The sequence below is a fragment of the Sulfitobacter sp. HI0027 genome (assembly GCF_001634775.1).
Taxonomy (GTDB): domain Bacteria; phylum Pseudomonadota; class Alphaproteobacteria; order Rhodobacterales; family Rhodobacteraceae; genus Sulfitobacter.
This window is the reverse complement of the sequence record NZ_LWER01000182.1, coordinates 37,698-50,219: the sequence shown is the minus strand read 5'-3', so window position 1 is coordinate 50,219 and position 12,522 is coordinate 37,698. Positions and strand designations below refer to the sequence as shown.

The 12,522-nt window shown below is 63.4% G+C and carries 10 protein-coding genes; 1 reads left to right on the top strand and 9 read right to left on the bottom strand.

Features of this window, described 5'->3' with window-relative positions; genetic code table 11:
- Nucleotides 1-389 (top strand): HAD-IA family hydrolase (locus A3722_RS11400; RefSeq protein WP_150120471.1); only part of this gene is annotated, 389 nt, incomplete at its 5' end.
- 3 nt (nt 390-392) lie between these two features.
- On the opposite strand, the gene A3722_RS11395 is transcribed toward A3722_RS11400, so the two are convergent.
- The 9 genes from A3722_RS11395 to A3722_RS11355 form a co-directional block, all read right to left on the bottom strand.
- Nucleotides 393-1,127: an ABC transporter permease gene (locus A3722_RS11395; protein ID WP_067627422.1), complete on the bottom strand. Its 735-nt coding sequence runs from the start codon at nt 1,125-1,127 to the stop codon at nt 393-395.
- Nucleotides 1,124-2,059 (bottom strand): ABC transporter ATP-binding protein, encoded by a 936-nt coding sequence (locus A3722_RS11390; protein ID WP_067627420.1) that lies wholly within the window; start codon nt 2,057-2,059, stop codon nt 1,124-1,126. Before A3722_RS11390 ends, A3722_RS11395 begins: the two co-directional genes overlap by 4 nt.
- Nucleotides 2,056-3,222: an ABC transporter permease gene (locus tag A3722_RS11385; RefSeq protein ID WP_067916139.1), complete on the bottom strand. Its 1,167-nt coding sequence runs from the start codon at nt 3,220-3,222 to the stop codon at nt 2,056-2,058. Before A3722_RS11385 ends, A3722_RS11390 begins: the two co-directional genes overlap by 4 nt.
- Before the next feature lie 17 nt (nt 3,223-3,239).
- Nucleotides 3,240-4,154 (bottom strand): glycine betaine ABC transporter substrate-binding protein OsmF, encoded by a 915-nt coding sequence (gene osmF / locus A3722_RS11380; protein ID WP_067626232.1) that lies wholly within the window; start codon nt 4,152-4,154, stop codon nt 3,240-3,242.
- Nucleotides 4,155-4,340: 186 nt separating this feature from the next.
- Entirely contained in the window at nt 4,341-7,391 is a 3,051-nt protein-coding gene (locus A3722_RS11375; protein WP_067916137.1) for an efflux RND transporter permease subunit, read from the bottom strand.
- Nucleotides 7,392-7,395: 4 nt separating this feature from the next.
- The gene (locus A3722_RS11370) at nt 7,396-8,475 is read right to left on the bottom strand and encodes an efflux RND transporter periplasmic adaptor subunit (RefSeq protein ID WP_082849459.1); all 1,080 of its coding nucleotides are present in this window, start codon (nt 8,473-8,475) and stop codon (nt 7,396-7,398) included.
- A gap of 2 nt (nt 8,476-8,477) precedes the next feature.
- A complete protein-coding gene (locus tag A3722_RS11365; RefSeq protein WP_067630886.1) occupies nt 8,478-9,068 on the bottom strand; it encodes a TetR/AcrR family transcriptional regulator in 591 nt (196 codons plus the stop codon).
- Between the two features lie 118 nt (nt 9,069-9,186).
- Nucleotides 9,187-10,098, bottom strand: a complete 912-nt coding sequence (locus tag A3722_RS11360) for an AEC family transporter (RefSeq protein WP_067630889.1) — start codon at nt 10,096-10,098, stop codon at nt 9,187-9,189.
- 110 nt (nt 10,099-10,208) lie between these two features.
- Nucleotides 10,209-12,449, bottom strand: coding sequence for a TRAP transporter permease (locus tag A3722_RS11355; RefSeq protein ID WP_067630892.1), 2,241 nt, complete (start codon nt 12,447-12,449; stop codon nt 10,209-10,211).
- Nucleotides 12,450-12,522 lie beyond the last annotated feature (73 nt).

Below are 12,522 nucleotides of genomic sequence, written 5' to 3'. Positions count from 1 at the left end.
CCGCCCTGCGCAAGCTGCGCGAGGCAGGTTTCCGGCTGGTCACGCTGACCAACTCGCCCCCCTCCCCCGCGCCGACACCTTTGGAGAAAGCCGGCATCGCTGACTTCTTCGACCGCAGCTTTAGCGTTGATGAGGTGGCAAAGTTCAAACCCCATCCGGCGACCTACCAGATGGTGGCCGATGCGTTGGACCTACAAACCGATGACCTTTGCATGGTGGCCTGCCATCTGTGGGACACCATCGGTGCGCAGGCGGCGGGCTGTCAGGGGGCCTTTCTGACCCGCCCCAACAACAACCTGATCAAGGCCGAAAACGTGCCGCAGCCGCACTACCTCTCGAACGATCTGGAGGATTTGGCCGAGCAGATCATCGCCGCGAACGGGGGCTGATCCTCAGCCCCCCATGCGCCGCGCCAGCCGCGTTTCAAGCTGCACCATCGCGTCATAGATCAGCACCGCAAACAGCCCCACCGCCAGCCCGCCTTGCACCACGAAAGCGGTGTTATTCGTCAGCAGCCCCGCGATGATCACCTCACCCAAGGTCCGCGCCGCCACGGTCGAGCCGATGGTCGCCGTGCCAAGTGCGATGACCACCGACAGCCGGATGCCCGTCAGCGTCACCGGCAGGGCAAGCGGCAGTTCCACCCGCCACAGCCGTTGCCAACGGCTCAGCCCGATGCCGCGCGCGGCCTCCATCGTTGCGGGCGGCAGATTGGTCAGCCCCGTCACCGCGTTCTCAAAAATCGGCAGAAGCCCATAGAGAAAGAGCGCCACCAGCGTTGGCCCGGCACCAAAGCCCAAGGCGGGCACGGCCAGCGCCAGAACCGCGACAGGCGGAAAGGTCTGCCCCATGTTGGTGATGGTGCGAGACAGCGGGCGGAACGCCGCGCCCGCTGGCCGGGTCACAAGGATCGCCAGCGTCACCGCCACCACCGTCGCCGCAGCCGAGGCCATCGCGACCAGCGCCAGATGGCTCAGCGAGAGCGACAGAAGAGAGGCGCGCGTGTAGATCACCGGACCATTGGCCGGGGCCAAAGGCGCAAGCAGCGGCGTGAACCACTCAGGCCGCAGGACCAAGGCCAGCAATACCGCCACCAGAAGCGGCCGCAGGAACCAGCTGATCCTCATGCGTGCTGCCCGGCCCGGGCGCGGATTGCGTCGAGGGTCACCCGACCCATCGGCACCCCGTCTTTCGCCACCGGCACCGCTGGGCGCCCCGTCCATAGGCAGGCCGAGAGCGCGTCGCGTAGGCTGGCGTCGGCGGACAGCACTTCGCCTTCGGCGCTGCCCTCTTCCACCAACTCGGCGGCGGGGATCAGCGAGAGAAGCCGCAGGGGCCGCTCCACATCGCCGACCATATCCGCGACGAAATCCGTCGCGGGATCGGCGATGATCTCGGCGGGGGTGCCGTGCTGCACCAGATGCCCCCCGTCCATCACCGCCACCCGATCACCCAGCCGGATCGCCTCTTCCATGTCGTGGGTCACCAGCATGATGGTCGAGCCAAGCCGCTGCTGGATGTGCCGCAGGTCTTCTTGCGCGCGGGTGCGAATGATCGGGTCCAGCGCGCCAAAGGGTTCGTCCATCAACAAAAGATCGGGCCGCGAGGCCAAGGCCCGCGCCACACCGACACGCTGTTGCTGCCCGCCCGACAGTTCCGCCGGATAGCGGTCGCGGAATTGCGCAGGGTCCATCGAGAATAGCGCCAGCAGTTCATCCACCCGCGCCGCGATCTTGTCGCGTGGCCAGCCCAGCAGTTGCGGCACCGCGCCGATGTTGCGCCCCACAGTATGATGCGGGAACAGCCCGTGCCCTTGGATGGCATAGCCAATCCGCCGTCGCAGGATATGCGGCTTGACCGATAACGTAGACTCGCCATTGATCCGCACCTCGCCCGAGGTGGGTTCCTCCAACCGGTTGATCATCCGCAAAAGCGTGGTTTTGCCTGAGCCGGAGGTGCCGACGATCACCGTGATCGTGCCCGTCTCCACCGTCATCGACACGGAATCCACCGCGCGGATGTCGCCATAGGTCTTGGTAATGCGGTCGATCTCGATCATGTGCTGTCCTTTGGGGTCTTGCGGGTCAGTTCGACCAATATGTCCATCACGATGGCTGCCGTAAGCGCCAGCACCACCGTCGGCAAAGCACCCAGCAGGATCAGGTCGGTCGCGGTCTGGTTCAGCCCTTGGAAGACGAACGTGCCGAACCCGCCGCCGCCGATCAGCCCGGCGATGACCGCCAGCCCGATGTTCTGCACCAATACAATGCGCAGCCCGGTCAGGATGATCGGCAAGCCCAGCGGCAACTCTACCCGAAACAGACGCTGCAGCGGCGTCATCCCCATGCCCCGCGCGGCCTCAAGCGCGGCTGGCGGGGCGGATGCGAGCCCCGCAACCGTGTTGCCGACCACGGGCAGCAGCGAATAAAGCACCAGTGCGAGAAAGGCGGGCGCAAAGCCGATGCCCGCAATGCCAAGCGCCCGCGCGCCGGGCAAGTTCGCCCCAACCCAGCCGAGGATCGGGATCATCAAGCCGAACATGGCAAGCGAAGGGATGGTTTGCAAAAAGCTCAGCACCGGCAAGGTGGCACCGCGCAGACTGGCGAGGCGGTGGCAGAGCACCCCAAGCGGGAAGCCAATCACCGCTGCGGCGGCAAGCGAGCCGAAGGCCAGCCCGAGATGACGCAAGAATTCCCGCCCGAAAGCATCCGCCCGGCTGGCGTATTCCTGCATCACCGACAGGTCAGACAGCGCGCCCGACCACAGGATCGAGCCCAGCACCGCGAGCACCGCCACCAAAACACCGCCGCGCATCAGCGGCCCCGGTGCCATAGCGGCCAGCGCATCTGCCATGAGCAACATGAAAACGCCCAGCAGGCACCAAAAGCCCACCGAGGGCGAAACACGGGCATAGTCACCGGCCTCGGCCAGCAAACCGGACGCCCCTTGGGTCAGCAGCCACAGCAGACCGCCGACGCCCAAAGCCGCTCCTGCAATACGCAGGCTGTTCCGTCCTGCGGGGAGCCCCATGATCAGACCCGCAGCAATCGCGGCGAGCCCCGGCAGCACAACGGGCAGAGAGGCCACGCCCCATGCCATCACCCCTTCACCCGCCACAATCCGATTGGCGGCGAGGGTCATGAAAGGCACGCAAAGCGCCGCCGCGCCCAACACGGCGAACAAAAGCCCCGGCGCAGAAAACCCTGCGCCGGGGCCGGTCAATGTCCGCGTGGCGGAGATCAGTCCAGCACCCCGGTCTCGGTCAGATAAGCACGGGCCACGGCCTCGGCTGGCTCCCCGCCGACCTGAATGCGACCGTTAAGCTTTTGCAGTGTCGCCATGTCGAGCCCGGCGAAAATCGGGTTCAGCACCTCGGCGATCTGGGGGTATTCCTCCAGCACCTCGGCGCGGACGATGGGGGCGGGTTCATAGACTGGCTGCACGCCCTTGTCGTCTTCCATCACCACAAGGCCGGTCGCACCGACACCGCCATCGGTGCCATAGACCATCGCCGCGTTCACGCCCGATGTGCCACGCGCCGCCGCCTGAATGGTCGCCGCCGTGTCACCGCCCGACAGGATCACGGTCTGGTCTTGGGTCAGCTCAAAGCCATATGTCTCCTGCATCGCGGGCAGCACGGCGGGGGAGGACACGAATTCGGTCGAAGCGGCAAGCTTCACCTCACCGCCCTCGGCCACCCATGCGCCGAAATCGGACATGGTGGTGAGGTTGTTTTCCTCGGCCAGCGGGCCGGTCACGGCGATGGCCCAAGTGTTGTTGGCCGGGGCGGAATCGAGCCAAGTGACGTTATTCTCACCCCCATCCAATTCCTTGGCGCGGGCATGGGCCTTGGCCGCATCTTTCCAGACATCGCTTTCCGCTTCGTTAAAGAAGAAGGCCGCGTTGCCGGTGTATTCGGGGTAAATGTCGATCTGGTCGGACAGGATCGCTTCGCGCACGACCTGCGTGCCGCCCAGCTGCAGACGCCGCTCAACCGGCAGCCCTGCGTCTTCGAGCGCCAGTGCGATGACGTTGCCCAACAGGCCGCCTTCGGTGTCGATCTTCGACGAAACGGTGATTTCCGCCGAGGCGGCAGAGGCCAGAGTGGCGGCAAGGCCAGCGGCGGCGGCAGTGGAAAGAATGCGGGGACCCATGGGCGAGAACTCCTTGAAACAATGGCCTGACACAGCGACATGCCGTTTGAAAACGGTAAGGTAGCTGGCAATTTCGCGAAACCAAGGCGGGATTGCAGGGCGGCGCGGAATTTTTACCGCCCGGGTACGACAAAGGGCGCGCCCGAAGTGACCGAACGCGCCCTTTGCCTTGCCGTCACGCGCCGATCAGGCGGCGCGGGCGGCCTCCGCCTCACGCGCGGCGCTGCGCTTGAAAAAGAGGAAGTACAGCACCGGTGCCGCAATCAGGGTCAAGACCGAGGCAAAGGCCAGCCCGCCCATGATCGTCGCCGCCATCGACTGGAAGAAAGCATCCGACAAAAGCGGCAGCATCCCCAGAATGGTTGTGGCCGCAGCCAAGAACACCGGGCGCAAACGCGAGGTCGACGCAAGCACGATGGCCTCTTTCAGATCCATGGTCGGATCAGCGGCACGGGTAAGGTCGATCTCTTCCACCAGCACGATGCCGTTCTTGATCAACATCCCCGAGAGCGACAAGAGCCCCAGAAGCGCGGTGAAGGTAAAGGGCAGCCCCGTCCCGAGCAGCGCAAGGCTGACCCCGTTGACCGCCATCGGCACCAAGAGCCAGATAATGATCGGCTGTTTCAGCGCGTTGAACAGCAGGACCGAGATCAGCACCATGATGATGAGGCTGAGGGGCAATTGCTTGCCCAAGGCGGCCTGCGCTTCGCCCGCGCTTTCCAACTCACCACCCCATTCCATGGCATAGCCTTCGGGGATTTCCATCGCCTCAATGGTTTCCTGCACCTCGGCCTGCACCTGTGCCGCCGTGACACCGCGCGGGATATCGGCCCCCACGGTGATCACATCGGCCCGGTCGCGGCGGTAGAGCAGCGTGTCCTGCGGCTCGAACCGGAAACCGTCGATCACCTGCTCCATGGGTATCAGCGCATTGGTGTTTTGCGCATAGATCACATGATCGGTCAGCGCCAGATCGGCATCCTGCGGGGCGCGGATCACGATGGGGATCTGACGATCCCGCTCGCGGAATGTCCCCCCGCTGGTGCCTTCGGTGGCGAACTTCAGGGTCTCCGTGATCTCGGTCCGAGAGATGCCCGCGTCCTGTGCACGCTCCTCGGCATAGATCGGACGCAGCACCAATTCACGCTCGCGCCAATCCTGCCGCGGGGTGATGATATTGTCCGATGCCGCCTGCATCCGCGCCATGGCTTCATCGGCCAGATCACGCAGCACATCGGGATTGCGACCCGAGAAACGCACCTCGATCGGGGCACCGCCACCGGGGCCAAAGGCCAGACGCTTGGCCCGGAACTCCCCCTGCGGGACCGCATCGACGGCAAACGCCTCCAGCGCGTTCATCTCATCTTGGATCACGTCAAGCGAGGTGACCCGGACGATCAGATGCCCGTAGCTGGGGTTGGGGTCTTCGGCCTGATAGGTCAGCATGAAACGCGCTGCCCCCTGCCCTGCGTAAGAGGTCACGTCCTCAACATTGTCCCGCGCCACCAGCCAGTCTTCGAGCACGGCCAGATCGTTGGAGGTCTGATGGATCGACGACCCCTGCGGCAGTTTGTAGTGCACGAAGTACAGCGGTGTGTTGCTGTCGGGGAAGAACTGCTGCTTGATCTGTCCAAAAAGGGCATAGCAGACCGCCGTCCCGGCAATCAGCGCCACGATCACCAGCCAACGCAGCTTGAGCGAGGCGCGCAGCACGGCGGCATAGCCCTTGAAGATCGCCCCGTCATAGCCGCCAGCCCCGCCTTCGGCGCCGCGCTTGAAAAAGTAATGCCCCAAAAGCGGCGTGGCAGTGATGGCCAAGAGCCAAGAGAGCAGCAGTGAGATCGCGATCACGGCAAAGAGGGAGAACAGGAATTCACCCGTCGCATCGGGGCTTAGCCCGATCCCGGCAAAAGCCATGATCCCGATGACCGTCGCCCCCAAAAGCGGGATCTGCGTCTTGCTTGCTGCCTCGGTCGCCGCATCGCGAGAGCTTTTGCCCTGCTGCATCGAGATTTGCATCCCCTCGGCCACAACGATGGCGTTGTCGACAAGCATCCCCATCGCGATGATCAGCGCCCCGAGCGAGATACGCTCCATCTCAATCGCGCCGAGCGCCATGAAAAAGAGCGTTCCCACCACCGTCAGCAACAAGGTGGAGCCCACCACGATCGCCGCGCGCCAGCCCATGAAGACGGCCAGCACGGCCACCACGATGGCAACGGACATGGCAAGGTTTAGCAAAAAGGCGTTTGACGCCTCTTCGACGACCGTGTGTTGGCGGTAGATCGATTCAATCGAGATGCCCAAGGGCAGCGTTTCGCGCAACTGCGCGAGCTTGTCGTCGACCCGTTTGCCGATGTCGACGATGTTCTCGGTCGCGATCCCGGCCACACCGACGGTAAAGGCCTCCTGCCCATTGTGGCGGATCACCAGATCAGGGTCGGCTTCGCGGGTACGGTAGATATTGGTCACATCGGCAAGGTTGATGACCTGACCGCCAACCCCCACCGACAGCGCCGCAATTTCGGACACACTGTCAGAGCCTTCGGGCCGCTGGATCAAAGTGCGCCCGTCTGCGTCTTGAATGGCGCCCCCGTCGACGATCTCATTGGCGCTGGATACCGCGCCGACGATTGCCGTGGGTGGGATGCCAAGCGTGGTGCTCAGCGCAAGCTGCGGCTCGACATAGATCACCTCATTAGGCACGCCCGAGAGCGCCACATCCGACACGCCATCGACCAGCAGCAATTCGCGCCGCAGATAGGTGGACAGCTCATTCACCTCGGCATCGGAGTAGCCTTCGGCGGTGACGGCGTAGTAAAGCCCGTAAACGTCGCCGAAACCGTCGTTCACATAGGGCTGCGTCGCCCCGCTCGGCATCGCGGCCTCGTTCACGCGGTTGCGCAGTTTGGTCCAGATTTCCGGCAGTTCGGACCCGTCAAAAGTGTCCTGCATATTGACCGTGATCCACGACAGACCGGGCTGGTTCATGGATTCGATGTCCTTGATCTCGGACATCTTCTGGATTTGCGATTCCAGCGGTTCAGTAACCTCTAGCGCCACCTCCTCGGCAGAGGCACCGGGGTATTGGGTCACGACCACGGCGGTTTTGATGGTAAAGGCCGGGTCTTCGAGGCGGCCAAGGGTTGCAAAGCCCCAGATGCCACCCAAAAGACAGATCAGCATGATGATCCAAGTATAGACGGGGCGGTTGATGGACAGACGTGCGATATCCATGCGCTCAGTCTCCGAAGCCGACAAAGCGGCGCACGGCGGCACCGTCTTCAAGCTGGCTTGCGCCGCTCACCACGATCTCCTGACCATCCGAAAGGCCTGTCTCGACTTTGACATCGCCGCGCGCGGTGGGGGTGATCTCAACCGCCGTGAGGGCGACCGTGCCCTCGCGTGCGCCGGTGGGGTCAAAGACCATGACATAGGTGCCCCGGTCATTGCCCACCACGATGGCGGAATCGGGCACGATGATGCTCGACCCGCCGATGTTCAGCGTGGCGCGCACCTCAACCGAAGCGCCGGGCAGCGGCAAGAAATCCTCGGGCAAGTCCGCGCCAAGGGTGATGCTGTAGGTCTGGCCGACATCCGCCGTCTCGGCGTTGTATTCGCGGATCTGCATCGGGTAGCTATTGGCGTTCGCCGGGAATTTGGCCATGAACCGTACGTTCGGGTCGCGCCCCGCGCGGAGGAACAGGGTCTCGGGCACGTCAATTTCGACCCGAAGCTCGGACATGTCATGCAGACGCACCACCGGCGTGCCTGCGCTGACGGTAGAGTAGTTGGGCACCAGGCGCGAGGCCACGATCGCATCGAAAGGCGCGTGCAGGGTGGCATTCTCAAGATCACGCTCGGCGTTGCGCACGGCGATATCGTTCACCGTCACGGCGGTTTCGGCGTCTTGCAGATTGACCTCGGCCACCGAAGACCCCGCTAATTTTTGATAGCGTTCCATGGTCCGGCGGGCCTGCGCGTCATTGGCCTGCGCCTGCTCTAACGCCAGTTCAAACGGCTCTAGATCCATCCGAGCGACGATTGAATCCTTGCTGACCGTGGCCCCCTCTTCGACCGGAAATTGCTCAATCTGGCCGCCGACCTGAAAGGCAAGGTCCACGGTTTCACGTGCAACCACCTTGCCGAAGAACACGCGTTCCATCTCGGCATCGCTGACTTTGACCGTCTGCAGCTTGACCACCGGGATTTCGGCAGCCGTGGCCATCGGCGCGGCCAGACCGCCGGCCAAGGTCAGCGCAAATCCCATTAGCCGCCCTGCGCCCGAACCGCGCACTGTCTTAACAAGCCACCTGGCCATGGTCAGTCTTCCTTATGAATAGCATCCGGCACGGGCCCAAGGGCGGCGGTCAGACTAAGTTGTTTGAGGGTGCGCAGCTGCGCGAGAAAATGGTCACGGTCCAGCGCATGCATGCCGGCGGCTTTGGCAGAACGCTGGATAAAATCGGCAAGTGCCTCGACTGTCAGGCCATTGCGGGTGAGCGCCGCCTCATGGGGCTGCAACACCTCGGCGATAGCGCCACGGAAACGCCCTGCGGAACATTGCAGCGCCTCCTGGCTGACCGCATTGGCCCCGGCGATGAAATCCTGCGCGTTGGGCATCGCCTGCATGGTGTCATAGCCGCGCACCGCCATCCGGTCAAAGATCAGGTCCAGCTGTGCCCCCAGATCGGGTGCATTGGGCATCTCTTCGGCGATCTCTTGCAACGCCAATTCGGTGTAACGCCCAATCAGCCCGCGCAGGATGTCATCTTTGTTGCGAAACCGGTTGTAGAGCGTCTGGCGCGAGACACCCGCCTCTTCGCAGAGATCGCCCATGCTGGTGCGCTTGACCCCATAGCGGGAAAAGACATGCAGCGCAGCGTCAAGCACGGTCTTTTCAAGTTCGGTCATGCGGGCTCCTTGGCTGTCGTCAAGGGCAATTGGACAGTTGGACCGAATATGTCAACCTGTAAATACTTGGCCATGCGGCAGGCGCAGATCACATTCGCGTTTCACACATGGTCCGGGCCTAGGGCGCGGAAATCAGGCTTCCCAGATAGAGCGTGAGCGGCAGAGTGAAAAAGCTCAGTAATGTCTGCGTGGTGATGATGGCCGCCATCAGTGGCGCATCGCCCCGCATCTCACGCGCCAGCGTATAGCTTGCCACCCCGGTCGGCAGGGCCGCGAAGATCAGCGCGATTTGCAGGGTCAGTGGTGCAGGCGTCAACACCAGCGCCGCCAGCAGCACCGCCAGCGGGTTCACCAGATGTTTGCCCACAATCGACAGCCCGATGACCGAGACAGACCCCGAAAGCCCGCGCAGCCGCAGATTGGCCCCAACACAGAGCAGCATGATCGGCAGAGCCGCATCGCCCAAGATGCGCGCGCTTTCGTGCAAGACCGGCACTTCGTGCAGGCCCGCGAAGTTGAAAAGCACCCCCGCAAGGATGCCAAGGATCAGCGGGTTCTTAACCAAGCCTTTGAGGATAGATTTCCCGCCCCCGCCCAACTGCCGGGTCATCAGCGTCACCACCGTCACATTCACCACCGGCACCAGCAGCGCCGAGCCCAGCACCGCGATCTGTAGCCCTGCCGTGCCAAAGACGGCTTCGGCAATCGCAAGGCCGATGAAGGTGTTGAACCGCGCACTGCCCTGCAGCAGCGAACTGGCCTGCGGCGCGGCATAGGCCCGGCCAAAGAGCCAGCCACAAAGGATCGCCGCAAAGAACCCAGCATAGAGCAACAGGGCATAATCGCCCAGGCCCCCGCTGAGGTCCGCCGCCGAGATCTTGGCAAAGAATAGCGCCGGCATCAGCACCCAATAGACCAGCCGGTCATTCAGGTTCCAGAATTTGGTTGAGGGGATGCCGCCCCGCCGCAGGCCATAGCCCATGAGGATCAGCGCAAAGACCGGCGCGATGGCCAGAAAGATAGTGAACATATTAACCGCCCGGAAGGATCGCGCGGACCGTAGGCGGCGCTTGGCCCGGATGCAACAGGGGCCGCTGCCTCAATTGAGGGCACCCCGGCCCCGAAGGGCCGGGGCGTGGATCAGTCGCTGCCGTGCACGGCAATCTGCGCGTCGGGCGCGGGGCGGAACTTCCACTGGATGGCAAAGATCAACGCCGCTACCGCGATGCCGATGAGGTCGGTCACCAAACCGCCCGCGATCATGCACAGCGCGGCAAGGATCAGACCCAACCGGATGAACCACGCGGCCCTGCTGCCCGCAAACCAGCCCTGCATCCCCGAAGACAGCAGATAGACCCCAAAGATCGCCGTGATGCCTGCACGGATCACCTCGAACCATGTGCCGTCCATCAAGATCGCGCCGTTGTAGAAGAACATGAAGGGCACGATGAAGGCCGAGATGCCGATCTTGAACGACGCCACCGAAGTCTCCATCGGGTTGGCGCCCGAAATCCCCGCCGCCGCGTAACTGGCCAGCGCCACGGGGGGCGTGATGGCCGAGACCACGGCGAAGTAGAAGACAAAGAAGTGTGCCGTCAGCAGCGGAATGCCTAGTTGCACTAGCCCCGGTGCCACGACCGACGCCGCCACCGCATAGGCCGCCGTGGTGGGCATGCCCATGCCGAGCAGAATGGCGATACACATGGCAAAGAACAGGGCGAGGAACTGGCTCGCCTCCGCCAGACCCAGCAGCACCGAAGAGAAGCGCGCGCCGACGCCGGTCAGGCTGATGACACCCACGATGATACCGGCACAGGCACAGACCGCGATGATCTGGATCGACATGATCCCGGCAAGGTCAAAGGCTTTGACAATGCTGCGCAGCCCCATGCGGAAGGGCGTGAACCACGACACAACCGCCGCCGCCGCCGTCGCCAGCGTGCCCGCGCGGATGATCGAATAGCCCATGAACAGCGCATAGATCAGGATGATGATCGGGATGAACAGGAACACCCGGCGCAGCATGTCCTTGAGCTTGGGCAGCTCTTCAGAACGCATCCCGCGCATGCCCAGCTTGGCCGCTTCGAAATCCACCATGAAGTAGATCGACACGAAGTAAAGCACCGCCGGGATGATCGCCGCCACGGCGATGTCGGTGTAAGGAATGCCCGTGATCTCGGCCATGATGAAGGCACCTGCGCCCATGATCGGCGGCATGATCTGCCCACCGGTCGAGGCGGCGGCTTCGACCGCGCCTGCGGTGCGGGCCGGGTAGCCGACTTTCTTCATCAGCGGAATGGTCAGCGAGCCTGTCGCCACCACATTGCCCGCCGAGGTGCCGTTGATCATGCCCATGAGGCCCGAGGCAAAGATCGCCACCTTTGCCGGACCACCGCGCGAACGGCCCGCCGCGGCGAAGGCGAAATTGACGAAGTAGTCGCCCACTTTTGACGCCTGAAGGAAGGCGGCAAAGATGATGAACAAGATGATATAGGTCGAGGATACCGCCGTGGTCGGCCCCAAGATGCCCGCATCGGTGTAGACTTGGCTAAAGAACCGCGTCCACTGGATGTTGGGCGCATTCAGGAAGCCCGGCAGCATATCCCCCACAAAGACGTAGATCAGGAAGATGCCCGAGATCACGATCAGCGCAAGCCCCGCAACCCGGCGCGTTAGTTCCATGATCAACGCGGTGCCTGCGACAGCGGCGATGGAGATACCGATGGGCGCGAAGGGCGTGCCCGTCGAGTTGCGCATCAAGGTGCTGTACATGGTGATCAGATAGATCGCCACGGCGATGCCACAGACCGACAGCAACAGATCCGCAGGCGAAACCTGCCCCCGCTCACGGCCCCGCAGCCAACCGACGACGATGCCGATGGCCGTCGCGCCCACCAGCGGCAGACCGTAGTGGTAAATTTCAAGGTTCTTGAACTCGGGGCTCATGCCGTTCCACTGCACCCCGGAGTTGATCTGGCTGGCGATACCCCAGGCAGTCCAAATCGAATAAAGCGCGGGGATCATCGCAGCCCATGCCACGAAATCTAGCGGGTGGCGGCCCTGCCCGGTGCCTTCGTCGACAAAGCCCCGCGCGGAATAGAGGGTGAAGCCAAGGATCAGCGCGCCCGCGATGTGCACGATGCGGAAGTTCCACGTCTCCATCGGGAAGGTCGGCAACAGCGGGAGGCGGATGCCGGTCAGCTCACCGATCGACATGCCGTTGAGTGCCGCCATGTGGAAGAAGGCATAGATCGCCGACATCGCCGCGACGACCAGATAGGTGCGCCCGGTGAATATGCGGCGGTTGCTTTCAACGGGTTCGTCGTCAACCCCTTCGGCGACAATCGGGCCCTGGGGGTCGGCGCTATGCTGGTCTGTCATGGAGGCTTCCTTTCCCGATATCTGCGCGGGATCTGTCCCGGCAATCAGGCGGGATGATGGCAAGATGCCGCCC